This is a genomic window from Gottschalkia purinilytica (assembly GCF_001190785.1).
GTDB classification, from domain to species: Bacteria; Bacillota; Clostridia; order Tissierellales; family Gottschalkiaceae; genus Gottschalkia_A; species Gottschalkia_A purinilytica.
The window spans coordinates 131491-149838 of sequence record NZ_LGSS01000003.1; the positions used below are offsets into that span (position 1 = coordinate 131491).

Annotated in this window: 15 protein-coding genes and 1 other annotated feature; of the genes, 3 read left to right on the forward strand and 12 right to left on the reverse strand. The window is 26.9% G+C overall.

What is annotated here, in order from left to right; genetic code table 11:
- Positions 1–21: 21 nt before the first annotated feature.
- From holA to CLPU_RS04020, 6 genes are all read right to left on the reverse strand, one after another.
- Positions 22–1077: a DNA polymerase III subunit delta gene (gene holA, locus CLPU_RS03995; protein ID WP_050354360.1), complete on the reverse strand. Its 1056-nt coding sequence runs from the start codon at positions 1075–1077 to the stop codon at positions 22–24.
- Positions 1074–3542 (reverse strand): DNA internalization-related competence protein ComEC/Rec2, encoded by a 2469-nt coding sequence (locus CLPU_RS04000; RefSeq protein WP_050354361.1) that lies wholly within the window; start codon positions 3540–3542, stop codon positions 1074–1076. Before CLPU_RS04000 ends, holA begins: the two co-directional genes overlap by 4 nt.
- 251 nt (positions 3543–3793) lie before the next feature.
- Positions 3794–4786, reverse strand: coding sequence for an ornithine carbamoyltransferase (gene argF / locus CLPU_RS04005; protein WP_050354362.1), 993 nt, complete (start codon positions 4784–4786; stop codon positions 3794–3796).
- Between the two features lie 166 nt (positions 4787–4952).
- Positions 4953–5759, reverse strand: coding sequence for an ECF transporter S component (locus tag CLPU_RS04010; RefSeq protein WP_050354363.1), 807 nt, complete (start codon positions 5757–5759; stop codon positions 4953–4955).
- Positions 5760–6042: 283 nt separating this feature from the next.
- Positions 6043–6957 carry an aminoglycoside phosphotransferase family protein gene (locus CLPU_RS04015; RefSeq protein ID WP_050354364.1) on the reverse strand — a complete coding sequence of 305 codons (915 nt, stop codon included), beginning with the start codon at positions 6955–6957 and terminating at the stop codon, positions 6043–6045.
- A 254-nt stretch (positions 6958–7211) separates the two neighbouring features.
- Positions 7212–7892, reverse strand: a complete 681-nt coding sequence (locus CLPU_RS04020; protein WP_050354365.1) for a Crp/Fnr family transcriptional regulator — start codon at positions 7890–7892, stop codon at positions 7212–7214.
- A gap of 362 nt (positions 7893–8254) precedes the next feature.
- On the opposite strand from CLPU_RS04020, the gene CLPU_RS04025 reads away from it, so the two are divergent.
- From CLPU_RS04025 to CLPU_RS04035, 3 genes are all read left to right on the forward strand, one after another.
- Positions 8255–9280 (forward strand): hypothetical protein, encoded by a 1026-nt coding sequence (locus CLPU_RS04025; protein ID WP_050354366.1) that lies wholly within the window; start codon positions 8255–8257, stop codon positions 9278–9280.
- Between the two features lie 65 nt (positions 9281–9345).
- Positions 9346–10545 (forward strand): alanyl-tRNA editing protein, encoded by a 1200-nt coding sequence (locus CLPU_RS04030; RefSeq protein ID WP_050354367.1) that lies wholly within the window; start codon positions 9346–9348, stop codon positions 10543–10545.
- Positions 10546–10673: 128 nt separating this feature from the next.
- Positions 10674–11147 carry a phosphatidylglycerophosphatase A family protein gene (locus CLPU_RS04035; protein WP_050354368.1) on the forward strand — a complete coding sequence of 158 codons (474 nt, stop codon included), beginning with the start codon at positions 10674–10676 and terminating at the stop codon, positions 11145–11147.
- A 107-nt stretch (positions 11148–11254) separates the two neighbouring features.
- On the opposite strand, the gene CLPU_RS04040 is transcribed toward CLPU_RS04035, so the two are convergent.
- The 6 genes from CLPU_RS04040 to argC all read right to left on the reverse strand — a co-directional run bounded on the left by CLPU_RS04040 (position 11255) and on the right by argC (position 17766).
- Positions 11255–12499, reverse strand: a complete 1245-nt coding sequence (locus tag CLPU_RS04040; RefSeq protein ID WP_050354369.1) for an aminopeptidase P family protein — start codon at positions 12497–12499, stop codon at positions 11255–11257.
- 80 nt (positions 12500–12579) lie between these two features.
- Positions 12580–12969, reverse strand: coding sequence for a bacteriohemerythrin (locus CLPU_RS04045; protein ID WP_050354370.1), 390 nt, complete (start codon positions 12967–12969; stop codon positions 12580–12582).
- A 336-nt stretch (positions 12970–13305) separates the two neighbouring features.
- Complete coding sequence (locus tag CLPU_RS04050; RefSeq protein ID WP_050354371.1) at positions 13306–14499, reverse strand: aspartate aminotransferase family protein; 1194 nt, start codon at positions 14497–14499, stop codon at positions 13306–13308.
- 12 nt (positions 14500–14511) lie between these two features.
- The gene (argB, locus tag CLPU_RS04055; RefSeq protein ID WP_050354372.1) at positions 14512–15369 is read right to left on the reverse strand and encodes an acetylglutamate kinase; all 858 of its coding nucleotides are present in this window, start codon (positions 15367–15369) and stop codon (positions 14512–14514) included.
- Positions 15370–15466: 97 nt separating this feature from the next.
- Positions 15467–16687: a bifunctional glutamate N-acetyltransferase/amino-acid acetyltransferase ArgJ gene (argJ, locus tag CLPU_RS04060; RefSeq protein WP_050354373.1), complete on the reverse strand. Its 1221-nt coding sequence runs from the start codon at positions 16685–16687 to the stop codon at positions 15467–15469.
- 35 nt (positions 16688–16722) lie between these two features.
- Complete coding sequence (gene argC, locus CLPU_RS04065; RefSeq protein WP_050354374.1) at positions 16723–17766, reverse strand: N-acetyl-gamma-glutamyl-phosphate reductase; 1044 nt, start codon at positions 17764–17766, stop codon at positions 16723–16725.
- A 57-nt stretch (positions 17767–17823) separates the two neighbouring features.
- Positions 17824–18083: a binding site (T-box leader), on the reverse strand.
- Positions 18084–18348: the final 265 nt, after the last annotated feature.

Genomic DNA, 18348 nt, shown 5'->3' on the forward strand with positions numbered 1-18348 from the left:
TTCGGGCAGTGCCCGAAGTTTTTAGTTTATTTTCTTTATCTTATTAGAAATCTCTACTATCAATATTTCTATACCTATCTTACCATCTACCTTTCCTGTCTTTATGTTCTGATCTAGTTCCATACAGGCTTTTAATATATTAGTTAATTCATCACTATTAAAGTTTCTACATTGAGAAGTTAGCTTTTGGACAACAAAAGTATGTATACCAATTTTTTGAGCTATGTTTCCTTGACTATATCCTTTTTCATTCAACAACTTAGTCATAAGTAAGAGTCTGAATTGCCTAATAACCATATGTAATATAACTTGAAGTGGTTCATCTTCCATTATCATTTCGTTAAATACAGATAATGCATTAGAAGAATTTCTTTGTCCAATAAAATCTACAAGTTTAAATATATTGTTTTGTAAGGATTTTGTTATCATTTTATCTATATCTTCTTTAGTTACTTCCTCTCTTTCTCCCATATAGTTACATATTTTAAATATTTCATTTTCCAGATCATATAGAGTTTTATTAGTGTTAGTATCAAAATAAGATGAACACTGTATAAAATGAATCAATACATTCCTTACAAGTTTTTTATTGTTCTTCTTAAATATGTCTATCACCCATTTATTCAATTCTTCATCTTTGAGCTTATCCAGTTGTACTATTAATCCTTCTTTTTTTATACTTTTAACTATCTTTTTTCTACTATCTACTTTATCTTCTTTTATAATAAAAACTAGGCAACAAAAGTCACTTATTTTTGGTATGTATTTAATTAAATCCTCTTCACCACTAAAATTCCCTTCTTTATTTCCACTTTTAAAGCTAGATAAATCCTCTACTACTACAATCTTTTTATCCGCCATAAATGGAAGTGTCTCGCAAGCATTTATTATCATATCAGAACTTATAGACTTGCCATCCATATGTATGTAGTTTAAGGACTCAAATGCCTTGTCTATATATTTATTTTTTAATGTGGATAATAACATATCTTTTAAGTACATTTCTTTTCCAAAAATCAAATATACTTTCTTCAGCTCATTTTTTTCTACATCTCTTAAAAAGTCTTTATAACTCATATAAGCACCTCATCATCTATGTTTATCTTATCTAAATCACTTAGTTTATAATTATATATCATCACTATCCATATTATCATATACATAGATATAATTCCTAAGTCTAATATATAACTTTTAAGTACATCTTCTAGAACTGGTTTTGATTTTAAATAGTTTTCTATTTTAAAATCATTTTCTGATATTAATACAGTTATAAGTCCCATAGTATCATTTCTATATAATTTTATCTCATGTTTCTCATAATTCTCTAAGACCTCTTTATTAGGATGTCCAAAATTATTTTTTCCCACTTGAATTATTCCATATCTTGGTTCGAACCTTTTTATAAATTCTTCAGTTGATGAAGTTTTACTTCCATGATGTGGTATTTTTATTATATCTACTTTATGTTTATAATTTATTTTTACAATATCCTTTTCTTTTTCCTTTTCTATATCACCAGTAAATAGAAGTGATTTATTATAAGTTTTTAATATAAAAACCAAGGACATATTATTTTCATTTTTAAAGTTAACATCCTCTTTCCTTTCAGGACTTAGAATATCTATTGCACTATTTTTATTTAATATAATTTTATCATCTTTTTTTATTAGTCGTATAGGAATATTATGCTTTGAGGATAATTTAATAATATCTCTGTAAAGTTTGTTATTTTGGCTTTTATATCCTATAAATATATTTTTTATTTTTATATTCCCTATTAAAGATAGTAGTCCTTCAGCATGATCTTCATGGAAATGACTAATAAATACTCCATCTAGAGAATTTATTCCATTCTTCTGTAAATAGGGAAGCACTATATTCTTTCCAACATCAAAATTATTTAAAATACTTCCTCCTGTATCTATAAGTATATTTTTATCTTTTAATCTAACAATACAGCTATCACCTTGTCCTACATCTATAAAGTCAATAATAGCATATTCTTCAATTAAATAATTAGTAGATACTATAAATATAATTAATATTAAATAATAATTTATTATACGTATAAACTTTCTGTTTAAAAAGTCAGTCTTAATAATATTTAGAGCTATACAAATTAAAACATAATACATTATCATCTCTATAAAATTAGGTGAATGAACAATTATGTTATAACTTAAATTATGTACTAAATTCATACTCTTTGTAAATATAACTAGCAATATATTTATAAAATATCCTATAACATTACTAACTATTGAACTCATTAGATATGTTATTATCATTATAAAAGATATTATTAAACTTAAAGACAATAATGGTACCAATACTAAGTTAGATAATATAGATATTATCTGTAAGCTATTAAAATAATATAGACTTATTGGCAACATTCCTATGTATACAGATATAATTGGTGATAGTATATCAGCTAGAAATCTAAATTTATTTGAAAATATTTTTTTGACTTTACTATTAAACAGAAGAATTGAAAGAGTTGCTACATATGAAAGTTGGAACCCCATATTAAATAACCATAGAGGTTTATATATTAACATTATAAATGCTGATAACGCTAGAATATTTATAGAATCATATCTTCTATATGTTATAGTCGATACTATAAGTAAACTAAACATGACAGAAGATCTTACCACTGACGGTGGATAGCCTATTATATATCCATATATTAGTATTAATATAATTGCTAATATACTAGCTATTTTCCTATGAACCTTCAAAAAGTTTAAAATATATAGTATAAAAGCAAATATTATTCCTATATGTAGTCCTGATACTGCTAGCACGTGGGCTATCCCTAAGTTTCTAAATTTATTCTGAGTATTCTCATCAAGATAAGTACTATCTCCAAGTATTATAGACTTTATAATTGAACTATTTTCAGTATCTAGATTCTTATCCAGTATAAAAGATATTTTCTTTTTAAATTTCTGAGATATTCTTTCTCCTTTACTAAGATTATTTCTTTTAATTATATTAACCGAATACTTATTAGTTGACATAATTGTAAAAATGTCATTACTCTGTAAGTACAGTTTATAGTTGAACAACATAGGATTAGTATTTTCTTTTGGTACCTTTATCTTATCCCTAACTAATATGTTATCTCCTAGTCTTATATCTGAATTATCATATATTGTTAATATTAGCTTTTCTTTTACATTGTAGTGTTTGTTCTTATAAGTTATATTACTAACTTCTATTACATATTTTTCATAGCCTTTACTTTTAACCACTTCATTCTTTACAACACCTTTTAGAGACACTTTTTCATCAGAAAATCTATCTAACTCACTTTTATTTAAATGATTATATCCCGCCATATTACCTAATAATAAAAAAAGTATCCATAAAAATATATAATTTCTTCTTTTCAAAAAAATTATATATATTATTTTCATAATAATAACAATTAGTATCATGAAAGCACTAAGGCTAACATTAATTTCTATTTTGTTACATATATAAATTCCAAGCATAAAAGGTACAACTAAATGAATAAATGGTCTTTTCATATTCATAATCCTACTTAAACATTTTTATTTTAAACATTTAATAAAATTTAAGAAAAATATAAAGACTGCATAATCTATACTTAATTATGATTATAGTATATTTTAATAATTTTTTTAACCATGAAATTGTAAAATATAACCATTTTCTTAGTGAAGACTTATAGTAACTATTTTATAATATATTATAAAATAGTTATAAACAATGATAGTCCTATTCTAAAATAAAAAAGAACTTCATTAAGAAGTTCTTCCTATTTTCCTAGAGTTGCAACCATAACTGCTTTTATAGTATGTACTCTATTTTCAGCTTCATCGAATACTACTGAATATTTACTTTCAAACACTTCATCTGTAACTTCCATTGCGTCTAATCCATATTTATTAAAAACTTCTTCTCCTACGCTAGTTTTTCTGTCATGAAATGCCGGTAAACAATGCATGAATATAACTTCATCATCTGCTTTATTTATCATATCCATATTTACTTGATATGGCTTAAGTAACTTTATTCTTTCTTCAAATTGATCTTCTTCTCCCATTGAAACCCAAACATCAGTATATATAACATCTACCCCATCTACACCTTCATTAATAGAATCTGTTATAGTTAATTTACCATTTGTATCTTTTATTATATCTTTCACTATATTAACTAATTCAACCTCTGGATATAGTTCTTTTGGAGCAACTATTCTAAAATCCATCCCAAGTTTTGCAGCACCTATCATCAAAGAGTTAGCCATGTTATTTCTTCCATCACCTACATAAGCAAACTTTATGCCTTTTAAATATCCCTTTTTCTCCTTTATAGTTAAGAAATCAGCCAATATTTGTGTAGGATGAAATCTATCCGTTAATCCATTCCATACTGGAACACCTGCATATTTTGAAAGCTCTTCTACTGTTTCATGTTTAAATCCTCTAAACTGTATTCCGTCAAACATTCTTCCTAATACTCTAGCAGTATCTGCTACAGATTCTTTTTTTCCTAATTGAATATCATCTTTTCCTAAATATTCTGGATGTGCTCCTTCATCAACAGCAGCAACCACAAAAGCACATCTTGTTCTAGTTGAAGGTTTCTCAAATATTAATGCTATATTTTTTCCTTCTAAATTTCTAGGCTTTATTCCTGCATACTTCAATCTCTTAAGCTCATCAGCTAAATCAATTAAGTATGTTATTTCATCTGACGTAAAGTCTAATAACTTTAGAAAACTTCTTCCTTTTAAATTAAATGGCACTATTCTTCCCTCCCATTTTATTCACGTCATATGCAAGACTTAAGCTATTTCAAAAGTATATTTATCTGATTATAACCGTACTCATCCTTAATTGTCAATATATTTATGATTTTTTATTCATTTTTTTATTTATATATTCATTTTTCAATAAAGAAAAACTCTAAATCTATAAAGATGATTTAGAGTTTTTTAATGTTTCTTCAAAATACTTTGTTCTTTTAAGTCCTAATAAAATAGGATAAGCTATTACCATTCCACCTACAAATTGAATAATATTAGGTGGAATAGTAAATATAGAAGCAATCATACTTCCTTGTAATATTCCCCCAGCTACATAGTATCCTGTTACCATCCATACTCCTGCTAATATAATCCCTATTAGACTACTTAAGCTAAACATTTCTTTATCTTTAAGTCTTAGTATAATATATAAAATTATAATTACAATTGGTATTAATATTAAAGCTAAACTAAGTGAGGTTTGGACTGATTGATATAAGTTTTTTAGGCTACTAATTCCATCTAATTCAAGTTTTGTTATAAGATTAGTTGTATAAGTCGTACTACTAAAACCTCCAACTTTCTTTGTTAAAAAGCTCTTTAATACTAGCATTAAAACTATCCATCCACTACTAATTATAACAGATATCATTTTTTTTAGAGAGTTTAATCTTTTTTCATCATAGTCTTGAGACATGAATCCTACTATTCCACCCATTACACTTTTAATAATTAAAGTCGGAATAGACCAGTGTGGATATCCAAGCATTAAATCAGCTAAAGCAGATCCTAATCCCCCTGAAATAGCTCCCCCTTTCCATCCTAACATAATACCTGCTATAAAAATCATACTATCACCAGCATGAATGTATCCGTTAGTAAAAGGAATCGGTATTTGTATTGCAGCAGTAGCTACAAGTACTAATGCTATCATTAAAGCGTAGTAAGATAATCTTCTTATCTTTGAATTCACTGTAATACCTCCCTATTACAAAATTGTTATTATGTAAATCGTTTTGCATTCTGTATTGATATTATCATTTTATACCAATATTGTATGTATAGTCAAGTGTGTTTTTTATCTTTTTATATATTGTATCGTTACAATTGTTATTTAAATATAAATAAGATTTTATTATATATCTATCAAGACTTAGTTTCTGTAAATTCATAAAAAAATAAAGTTTCTCTAACCCATTAAACATATCTAATGCATTAGAGAAACTTTATTATAAATAATCACTAATTAAAATATACTATTCAATGTAGTTTGGTAAATACCAGTTAGGTATGTATGTTTGAAATTCATCATACCAACCTAAAACAGTTTCAGCTTGTTTTATCATAACTTCAACTTCTTTCTTTCCAAATGGAATCGCCCAGTGAATTGATGAAAGTTGATTGCTTGCAATATATAAAGCCATTAGTTTAAAAAATAGTTCAGGAACATTGTTGTTAAAATATCCATTAATACGACCCGATGCAAATAATGCACTTATTCCTGCACACCAAGTTATACGATTAAATTCTTCCCATGGATCACCATAATCAAACCTATTAAAGTCAATGATGCCTAGTTCACCAGACTTTGTAACAATCATATTTCCAACATGATAATCACCATGTTGAAAAGACTGAGGACGACTTGCTAATAAATATCGATTTTGCTCAATATATTTGATTATTTTATCTGATCCTCCTAAATGAATACCACATTCTTTATAGTTTGTCATGTTTCTATTGATTTTACGGTTATAATATTTTTCCCATGACACTTGATTTTTCTTTGGAGGGATTTGATGCATTTTCCTTAAAAACTCCCCTGATTTAACACCAAGTTGGTACTGATCTTTATCACTTAATGTAGGAATAACTTTTTCTGCATCTTCTCCTTCAATCCAAGTGAATAAAGAATATGTTAATTGACCGTTATTACAAATTCCGAAATCAATTGGTCTGGACATTAAAATATCAATATCACCAAGCTTTTTTATAGCTTCAAATTCCCGTTTCTTATTATCATATTGAGATATATCTGATATCCTAAGTAATAATTCATTACCATCTATAGCCTTGATATAATACTTTTCATCTTTTGACCAACCTTTATTAATCTTCTCCACAATATCCCATGTATGAAAACTGGGTATATCACTAAAAATTTTACTCACTTTATTGTACCTCTTCTTTTAACATTATTTTTGCTCATAATTCCTTAGAAATTCTAATAGAGAAAATATAAGTCCGTTGATAAATATATAAAAATACAAGTTTTTGTTTATTTATATTTCTTTCTTCCTAATCTATTGAATGTAAATACTAATATAAACATACCTATTATAATAAAATAGGGTGCTAAATGCTTACTATTTTGATTTCTAATACTGCTTAAGGCAGTATTTATATATATAAGTGTATTCATTTGCTAATTTAACCACTCCTTCAGTTTATTTATATCGGATATTATTATTTTTCTTCCTTTTATTTCTATAGACTTTTCTTTATTAAATTGACTCAATGCTCTACTTACAGTTTCTCTAGATGTTCCTACCAGACTTGCTAACTCCTCTCTAGTAATACTCAAATCAAGTTCTATCTTATCACCTAATTTTATCCCATATTTTTGAGAAAGTTTTATTAATGTATACGCTGTTCTAACATATGTATCATTTAATACTATATTCTTCACTTTTGATTGTGCTTCTTGTAGTCTCTTATTTAAAACCTTTATTATTTCTAAAGCCATGACAGGATTATTTTTAATGACATCTTCAATATCAATATTACTAATAGTATATATATAACTATCTTCTATTGTCATAACCGTAGCTGGATTAGGCATGTCACTAAATAACGTTACTTCTGCAAACATCTTTCCTTCTCCTTTAATATCTAATATAACCTCTCTTCCACTGCTATCAGTTTTATATATCTTAACTTTTCCTGTCTTAATTATGTATACAGCCTCTCCTTTACTTCCTTCTGAAATTACTATGTTTCCTCTTTTAAAGAATCTTTCCTTAGTAACTAATTTAACTTTTTCTATCTCATTATCATTTAATTGAGAAAAAAGCGGTATCTTTCTTAAATATTCATTAGTTATCATATAATCACCTATCAATATTATTTACTATTTGTTTAAACCTATTATATATAGAATCTGTCATTCCTTACAAGTTATATAATATATATTTTTATAAAATTACCCTAATAACTCTATAGTCATATTTATTAATAAGCAATTATATAGAGATTTTAGTTTTATTATGCAATTTATCGATAACCATCTTTATCAGCAATAAAAGCACTTACTTAATCAAATTTAATTCATATAGATTCTTTTTTAAAGAATCTATCCTAAAATTTTGTTTATTTCTTATTATATTTTAATATCAATATTGAATAAAAACATTTTTCAAAAATAAGTATTGAAGTAAGACTATTTTTATCCTCTAAGGGAGTGATTATATGAAAAATACTTTAAAAATAATAACTATTATATTCTGCATTTTAACTATTACTTTTATAGGAAAGGTTTATTACGAGTCTAAGTTAAACAATGTAAGCCTAACTACATTTAATCCCGTTAAACAAACATTAAATAAAAAAGTTATAGAAAACTATTTTTCGAAAAATGAAAAGTTAAAAAAAGAAGCTGAATCTATTATAAAAGAAGTACTCTTAAAAGATTTGGGATATAAAGATTGGTCAAACTACTCTGAATATATAGAGTTATTGGTATATCCTGTAGACATAATTGATACTTTAGAAGAAGATCTTGTTATTGGAGTTAATTTATCTAAAGACTTAGGAGCAATAGCTATATATAAGCCTTACAATGATAAATATGTATATTCTCATAAAATAGATAACTTAACTAAAATAAAGAATATCTCCTTTATAAAGAATGAGTCTGATAAAAAAAGTTTTATAATAGTTGAAGAATTATTGGATGAACAAACTGGAAGCTATTTTATCGATAATTTTACTAGAATATTCACTAAAGTAGACAATCAATTTAAAGAAGTATTTAGACAATCTACTGATTATACGGCATTTCTTTTTGAAAAATGGACTAATCCCTCTCTAAAAAATCCTAAATGGTTTAAATTAGTCGAAAAAAGTGTTATTGATCATGTTTCAGAAGGTACTAAAGACTTAACTCTATTCGTATCTAAAAACTTATCAAAATATGAAAGTAAAGATACAGATACTAATCTTAATAATAAACAATTTGACTTAGTAACTGAAAAGAATTTTGATACAATATATATATGGAAAGAAAAATACAAATTTTTTATCATGGGTGAAGGTAAAGTTATCTCATCTAATGAAATAGTAGGTATAATAGAAGATAATACTCAAACAGTGGATTATCTATTGAATTTAGGAGATAAATACTATAAAGTGATAAATAGAAATGGTGAAATAAAGACTATCAAGAGTAGTGAAATTGAAATTTTAGAAAATTATTCTGATAAAAAACCAGATTAAATTTATCTATATATTTTTTTAAGTTCATTTTGTACAAGCACTTTGCAATAGAAGAGGTGAATTATGTGATAGAAAAAGTTTACATTGAAAATCCTTATTTAAGAGAATTTACTGCTAAAGTAATAAAAAAAGAACGTATAAATAACGAATACTATATAACATTAAATAGAACTATTTTTTATCCTCATATGTCAGGTGGTCAGCCACGAGACAAAGGAACTATGAATGATATAGAAGTTAAAAATGTTTTTGAAGAAAATGGAAAAATTGTACATGTACTTAATGATAATATAGATTCTAAAAACGTTAATCTTTCTATAGATTGGGAGACTAGATTTGATCATATGCAGCAACATACAGGCCAACATTTGTTGTCAGCAGTTATATATAAACTTTATAATGCGGATACAGTAGGTTTTCATCTTGGAAGTAAATATGTATATATAGATGTAACTATTCCAAGACTAACTCATCATGATATAGAAAGAATCGAAAAATTTGCTAATAAAATAATTTACTCTAATTTCAATATAAAAGCTTACACAGTAGGAAAAAGTGATTTAGCAAGGCTTCCTCTTAGAAAGCAACCTACAGTTGACTCTAATATAAGAATAGTGGAAATAGACAATATAGATTTTTCTCCATGTGCCGGTACTCACTGCAGAAATATTGGGGAAATAGGCATATTAAAAATTAGAAAATGGGAAAAATACAAAGGAAATACAAGAATAGAATTTGTATGTGGAAACAGAGCACTTAAAGATTATACATGGAAAAATAACTATATAAATGATATCTCCTCCTTACTTTCTCTTAAAGATAATGATACATATAAAGGAGTGGAAAAACTTTTAGAGGAAAATATATCCTTACAAAAAGATTTATCTAGTTTAAAAGAAGAGCTTTTAGTGTATAAGAGTAAGGAACTTCTATATAATTGTATAAAGTTTAATGAAATTAAAATAGTAAAAAAAATATTTGAAAATAATAATTTAAAAGATATTAGATACATAGCGTCTAATATAATATCTAATACTAATACAACGTGTATCCTTGGATTAGTTGAAAATGACAGATGTCAATTAATTTTGGGAAGATCTGAAAACATAGATCTAGATATGAAAGAAATATTTGATTCTGTTATTGATCTGATATCTGGTCGTGGTGGAGGAAACTCTCAATTAGTTCAAGGTGGTGGCAGTAATATAAAAGAATTAAGTTTCTGTATGGATACTGCTTTGAATTTAATAAAATCAAAACTATAAAATTATGATTAGTTATCATATATGTGATAATATTTTTCATATAATTATTATACCAACTTGAAATAACACGTATAGTTTATTATTTCTTATAGCTCATGATATATATTGGAAATATGGGAGGCCAACTTATGAAAGATATTGTTATTAAGAAAATGGAGCAAAGAGGAGCTACTGTAGAAGATATTGCTAAAATAGTTTATGATCTTCAAAAAAATTATGTTAATATTACTCTAGAATACTGTATTAAAAATGTTGAAAGAATTTTAGAGAAAAGAGAGGTTCAAAATGCAGTACTAACTGGAATACAAATAGATGAATTAGCTGAAAAAGATTTATTAGATGAACCTCTTTTATCTATAGTAAAGCAAGATGAATCACTATATGGTATAGATGAAATATTGGCACTTAGCATAACTAACATATATGGTTCCATTGGATTTACTAACTTTGGATACCTAGATAAAGTAAAAGTAGGTATAATAGGAGAACTTGATAGATTAGGTAAATCTTCTGACAAAGTACACACTTTTTTAGATGATCTAATATGTGGAATAGTAGCAGCAGCTTGTGCAAAAATAGCTCATGCTGCAAGTGATAATTAAAACATATTCAAAATTTTTAAAATAAAATAAACTGTATATTCCTTGCTTTGTTTTTTATATATAAAATCAAGGAGTATGCAGTTTATTTTTTATATTATTTTACTATCTTAATTATTCATAAATTTTTCTATATCTTCCACTGTCTTTATTATATTTTGGGAAAGATTTTCATATCCATCTTCAGTTACTAATATATTATCTTCTATCCTTATTCCTATACTTTCTTCTTCTATATATAAACCCGGTTCTATAGTTATTACCATTCCTTCTTCTAATTCAACCTCAGGGCCATATATTCCAACATCATGTGTATCTAGTCCTAAATAATGGCTGACTCCATGATAGTAATATTTCGATATTTCGTTATCTTTATTTATAAGATTTATTTTCTTACATTCTTCAATTAGAACTTTTTTGGTTATCTCATTTAATTTTGCATACTTAACTCCAGGTCTAATAGCTTCTATAGTTTCTTGCTGTGCCTTTAAAACTATATTATATATCTGCTTCTGTCTTTCTGTAAATCTACCATTTATAGGAAATGTCCTAGATATATCTGCACAATAGTTATTATATTGGGATCCTAAGTCAAATAGTATAAGATTATTACTGTTTATTTCACTATCATTTTTGTCATAGTGAAGAATCGTAGCATTTGCTCCTGATGCTGCTATTGTTTTAAACGAATGTCTTTTTGCTCCTAAGACTTTTATTGTAAAGTCAAAGTAGGCTTCAAGTTGATACTCTTTCATTCCTACTTTACTATTCTTCATAAGACTTTTAATCCCATCATTAGTTATCTTTATAGCTTTTCGTATTTCTTTTACTTCTTCTTCACTTTTTATCATTCTAAGTCTAGAAACTAATCCATATATATTCTTTATCTTTAGATAAGGATACTTATTATTAATATCTTTTGCAAATGATAATGCAGGAGTATCTACAGATTCCCAGCTTGTCTTTTCTAAGTCTAAGTATATGTATTCATAGTCATTCTTTAAAAGATTATTAAACATGTTTTTAAATTCTTGTAAAGAGTATATATTCTCAATACCTGATATTTCCTTAGATTCTTCTTCAGTTAATCTTTTTCCTGTCCATTTTTCTTCTTTTAAGCTAACTTTTTCAATAAACAATGTCTCTTCATATTTTCCATCTCTTTTACCTAAAAGTAGTATAAAGTTCTCTCTTTCTATTCCTGTTAAATAATAAAAATTTTTATTAACTACAAAATCATATTTTTCATCAGCAGATTTTTGTGGAGCACATCCTGAAAAGAATACTACTAACGAACCATCCTCTATTAAGTTTACAAGTTCCTCTCTTTTATTAATAAAAAATTCTTTATTCAATATTAATCACCGTCCTATAACTTCTATACAATCTTATTCTTTAGTAAATTAACTATACTATAAAAGTTTAAAATGACTTATTATCTATATTTTAAATCATCTTTTAAAATATGATTACTAATCCAACTTGCTATAAAGTTAATCATATCTAGTAATACTTTTGTTTGATTATAATCTATATCATCAGTTTCATATTCCAATATTTTCTCTATAAACACGTTATGCTTTATTCTATGTTCTTTTAAATCTTTAAAGTTTATTTCCTTCATATAGTTTTCTTCATACTTAAAATGATATATAGCATAGTCTTTTAATTCTTCTATTATTGTAACTATGTCATCATATTTATCTTGTTGAGTTTTTACTTTCACCAAATTATATAATTCTGATCCTAACTCAAACAATCTTTTGTGCTGAGTATCAATTTCACTAATCCCAGTTTCAAAATCCTCTTTCCATTTAAATATCATTTCTTATCCCCCTTAATTATATCCTTAAATTATAAACTATTATAATCTCATGTCTATTGTAAATACACTCAATTCCCCTCGTATATTTTATCAAATATTTTTACTTTTTCAAAACAAGTATATGTTAAAATAAGCATTATATGATATTAAACTTATTTTTAATACCAATTTATAAAATATTTTTTAAAGTTGAATAACACAACTAATAATCATTCTTAATAGTTTTATAAAATTCAAAAATTGACGCCTATCTAATAGACGCCAATTAAAAATAATATATTTTTTATAATTGCATAGTTAAATTTACATAAACAAATTCTTCATCTAAATTAATTTTTATTTTACTAAACTTAGAACTTCTCCTAGTATTTCTACAGCTTCATCAATTTCCTTTTCTTTTATAGTAAGAGGTGGTACAAATCTTATAACATTAGCTCCAGCTCCTACTAATAATAGTCCTTTTTCTATACACTTATTTATTATATCGGATGGTGAAGTTTCTTCTATCTCAATTCCTTGCATAAGTCCGTATCCTCTTACATCCTTTATAAAAGATACCTTTTCTTTAAGAGATAATAATTTTTTCTTTAAATATTCACCTTGTTTCTCTACATTTTGAAGTACTCCTTCATTAAGCAACTTATTAAGAACTGTTATTCCTGCCGTACAAGCTAATGGATTTCCTCCAAATGTAGAAGCATGATTTCCCGGTTCAAATACATTTGCTATTTTTTCAACAGCCATCATAGCTCCTATAGGAAATCCACCACCTAATCCTTTTGCCAAGCATATAATGTCTGGTTCTATATTATATATTTCATAAGCAAATAACTTTCCAGTACGACCAATTCCACTTTGCACTTCATCAAATATTAGTACTATATCAAGTTCATCACATAGTTTTCTAATATTTTTTAAATATTCTTTTTCAGCAGGACAGATTCCACCTTCTCCTTGTATAGCCTCTACAACAATAGCACAAGTATTTTTATTTACCATGCTTTTTAAAGTTTCAAAGTCATTATAAGGAGCATATTTTACTCCAGGAAGTAATGGTCCAAATCCATTTTGATATTTTTCTTGTCCTGTAGCTGTAATTGATCCAAATGTTCTTCCATGAAAAGAATTTTTCATAGTTATAATTTCATAACATTCTTCTCCACGTTTTAGATTACCATATTTTCGGCTCAGTTTTAGCCCAGCTTCAACAGATTCCGTTCCACTATTACAAAAGAATACTTTATCAAATGCACTATTTTCAACTAATAATTTAGCTAAAGTTATAGTAGGTTCCGACCAATATAAGTTAGAACAGTGATGAATTTTCTTTAATTGTTCATTTAAAGCATTTACAAAATCCTCATTGCTATATCCTAAACTATTAACTGCTATTCCTGAAACAAAGTCTAAATATCTCTTTCCTTCTTTATCATATACATAGCATCCTTCCCCTTTTTCTAAAACTATAGGAAAAGAGCTATAAGTATTCATTATAAATTTTTTACCTGTATCAATCCATTCTTTATCCATAATGTCTCCCCCTTATTTAAACATCGTTCCAATACCTTCTTGAGTAAATATTTCTAAGAGTATACTATGTTCAACTCTACCATCTATAATATGAACAGTATCAACTCCCTTTTCTACTGCACTAACACAGCACTCAACTTTTGGAATCATACCACCATATATGGTCCCAGATTCTATATTTTTCTTAGCCTCATTCACTGTCATAAGAGTTATAAGAGATTTTGGATCATTTATATCTTCCATAACTCCTTTTACATCTGTTACATATACAAGTTTTTGTGCATTTAATGCACCAGCTATAGCAACAGCAGCATAATCAGCATTTATATTATACGTATTCCCTTCCTCATCTCTTCCTATAGGAGCTATTACTGGTATATATCCACATTGTAATAAACATGTTATAAGATTAGTATCAACATCTACTATATCTCCTACATATCCTATATCTATTCCATTTACAATCTTCTTTTTAGCCTTTAATGTCATACCATCTTTTCCACTTATTCCTACTGCTTTTAATCCATTTTTCTCTATGTCATTTACTATCTCTTTGTTTATTTTCCCAGATAGGACCATCTCAGCTATTTCCATGGTTTCTTTATCAGTCACTCTAAGTCCATCTATGAATTTTGACTCCTTATTCATTCTATGAAGTGTTTCATTTATAAAAGGACCTCCCCCATGTACCAAAACTATTTCTATCCCTATAAGCTTCAATAATGCTATATCCTGCATCATCATGGCTTTTATTTCTTCATCAATCATAGCACTTCCACCATATTTAATAACTACAGTTTTGCCACGAAAAGACTGTATATATGGTATAGCTTCTATTAGTGTTTTAGCCTTATTTATATGCTTTTCCATAACCAGCCACCTTCTTTTAAAATCATAATTATAGACAATAAATAAAAGATAAAGTAATAAAATAATCTTGTAGAATTCTATTAATATATTTTTATTTTTAGGTTCTATAGTCAGCATTTATTTTTACATAATCATAGCTTAAGTCACATCCCCAAGCAGTTGCTTCTTCATTTCCTTCATCTAATAGAATATTTACTTCTATTTCTGAAGCTTTTAAAATATCTTTAGCAACCTCTTCGTCAAATTCTACAGGAACTCCGTCTCTCATTAGATCAATCTTTTTCCCATCACTAGTAAAATATATGGATGTTTTATCCAAATTAAAATCTATGCCTGTATATCCTAATGCACAAACTATTCTTCCCCAGTTGGCATCTTCTCCAAAAAAGGCTGTCTTAACAAGATTAGAATTTATAACAGACTTAGTAAGTGTTCTTGCATCTTCCTTTGTATTAGCTCCTTTTACCGTTACACTTATAAATTTCCCTGCTCCTTCTCCATCTTTAACTATTTGTTGTGAAAGACTTGTATTAACAAAGTGAAGTGCCTCTTTGAATTTAATATAATCTTCATTTTCTTTTGTAATTTTTTTATTTTCTGCAAGTCCATTTGCCATAACTATAACAGTATCATTTGTACTTGTATCTCCATCTACAGAAATCATATTATACGAATCCAATGTACTTTCTTTTAAAGCCTTATCTAGTAATTCTCTACTAATATTTACATCCGTAGTTATATATGCAAGCATAGTACCCATATTAGGATGTATCATTCCAGAACCTTTGGCTATACCACCTATCTTAACAATCTTCCCATCTATATCTAGCTCAATAGCTATTTTCTTAGGAAATGTGTCTGTAGTCATTATAGCTTCCGCTGCTAAATCACCATCTATATTTGAGTATCCTAGTTTACTATAGTTTTCTTTTATTCCATTTGTTATTTTATCTATTGGTAGTAATACTCCTATAACTCCAGTAGAAGAGACTAAGACTTCTTGTTTCTTTAAATTTAAACATTCTGCAACTACTTCTGCCATTATTTCGGTATGCTTTTTTCCAATTTCTCCAGTACAAGCATTAGCGTTTCCACTATTAACTACAACAGCCTGAACTTTTTTCTTCAGTTCTAGTATTTGTTGATCCCATAATACGGGTGCAGCTTTGACAGTATTTTTAGTAAAAACACCTACTGCATTAGCTGGTACTTCACTAAATATTAGAGCCATATCATTCTTCTTTTTCCTAACTCCTGCAAAAAATCCTGTAGCCTTAAATCCTTTAGGATTCGTAACTCCCCCTTGTATTACTTTCATTTGACTCACCTACCTGTATTTTTTATATCTATAAACTATACTGGGAATATGGATACACCGTTAATTCCAGTTGATTCATCTAATCCAAATAATATATTCATATTTTGTACAGCCTGACCAGCTGCTCCTTTAATCATATTGTCAATTGCTCCGACTACTATAATTCGTCCTGTTCTATCGTCTATTTTAAATCCTATATCGCAAAAATTAGATCCTTTAACCCACTTTGTTTCTGGTAATACATTTTCTTTTGTAAGTCTTATAAAGTATTCATCCTTATAATGCTTTTCATAAATCTTTTTAACTTCTTCATATGTAAGCTTATCTTTCAATTTTGCATATGAAGTTGTTAATATTCCTCTGTTCATAGGAATTAAATGTGGAGTAAAACTTACAAATACATTGTTATTAGCTATACAACTTAATTGTTCTTCAATTTCTGGCGTATGTCTGTGAGAAGCTATTCCATATGCTTTCATAGATTCATTACACTCTGTATAGTGTGTCCCTATATTTAAACTTCTCCCTGCTCCTGTTACTCCTGATTTTGCATCTATTATTATACTTTCTATGTCTATTATGTTTTCTTTAAAAAGTGGTGCTAACGTTAATATGCTACATGTAGGATAACATCCTGGATTAGCAATAAGTCTAGCTTTTTTTATTTTTTCTCTATTTATTTCACATAGCCCATAAACAGCTTCATCTAAAAGTTCTGATGAAAGATGACTCGTATTATACCAGTTTTCATATATTTCCCTATCACTTATTCTATAATCTGCCCCTAAGTCTATAACTTTTGTTTTTTCTAGTATTTTAGAATCTATTTCTTTACTTGCTATTCCATGTGGCAATGCCATAAATATAACATCTACCTCATTCGCAATTAATTCTACATTCTGCTCGGTACACTTCATTGGAAACACATCTCTAAAATTTTCATATATGCTATCGTATTCTTTATCTATATAACTTTGAGATGTTATAAACTTTATATCCACATTATTATGATTCTTTAAAAGTCTTACTAATTCCGTTCCAACATATCCTGTGGCTCCTATTATTCCCGCCTTTATCACTTTAAAGACCTCCCTAATTTATAGATATATAAAATAAAAACCCCTCATCTCATTTAATTAAGAGACGAAAGGTTTGTTTCGCGTTACCACTCTTATTAGAATGAATATTATGATTATAGTGTATATTTATTCATTCTCTCTCTAGCATTTTAACAGTTGTCACTGTATACCTATACTAATATTTATGCATATAATGATAAATATTTTCAAAGTATATCTTCATGGACTCTTTTCAACATAACCCGTTACTAGACTCACACCATTCTCTAGTTCGCTTAAAACTAAGGCATGTTTACTCTTCCAATCATTAGATTTCATAATTTAGTTTTTATTTAAATAAGAGTATATAAAATATTTACTATAATGTCAATACAATTATTGAATATTTATTCTAATATTTTTATATTAAAACAATAATCATCACTTATAACATTACAATTATTTTTATTTTAATAATTTAAGATTTATATTAAATTTTTACTTTTATTTTATTAGTCTAAGAAAATGTATATTTCTTTCAAAATAACCTATTTATTTTTATTGTAGATCAAAAATAAGATTTTTCATTCAGTATATTATATG

What these genes read in the sequence shown, in the direction of transcription:
- CLPU_RS04050 (WP_050354371.1), bottom strand. Translation starts at nt 14,499, where the DNA reads ATGGATAAAGAATGGATTGATACAGGTAAAAAATTTATAATGAATACT.
- CLPU_RS04045 (WP_050354370.1), bottom strand. Translation starts at nt 12,969, where the DNA reads ATGATATTTAAATGGAAAGAGGATTTTGAAACTGGGATTAGTGAAATT.
- CLPU_RS04035 (WP_050354368.1), top strand. Translation starts at nt 10,674, where the DNA reads ATGAAAGATATTGTTATTAAGAAAATGGAGCAAAGAGGAGCTACTGTA.
- argB (WP_050354372.1), bottom strand. Translation starts at nt 15,369, where the DNA reads ATGGAAAAGCATATAAATAAGGCTAAAACACTAATAGAAGCTATACCA.
- CLPU_RS04000 (WP_050354361.1), bottom strand. Translation starts at nt 3,542, where the DNA reads ATGAAAAGACCATTTATTCATTTAGTTGTACCTTTTATGCTTGGAATT.
- argJ (WP_050354373.1), bottom strand. Translation starts at nt 16,687, where the DNA reads ATGAAAGTAATACAAGGGGGAGTTACGAATCCTAAAGGATTTAAGGCT.
- CLPU_RS04020 (WP_050354365.1), bottom strand. Translation starts at nt 7,892, where the DNA reads ATGATAACTAATGAATATTTAAGAAAGATACCGCTTTTTTCTCAATTA.
- CLPU_RS04025 (WP_050354366.1), top strand. Translation starts at nt 8,255, where the DNA reads ATGAAAAATACTTTAAAAATAATAACTATTATATTCTGCATTTTAACT.
- holA (WP_050354360.1), bottom strand. Translation starts at nt 1,077, where the DNA reads ATGAGTTATAAAGACTTTTTAAGAGATGTAGAAAAAAATGAGCTGAAG.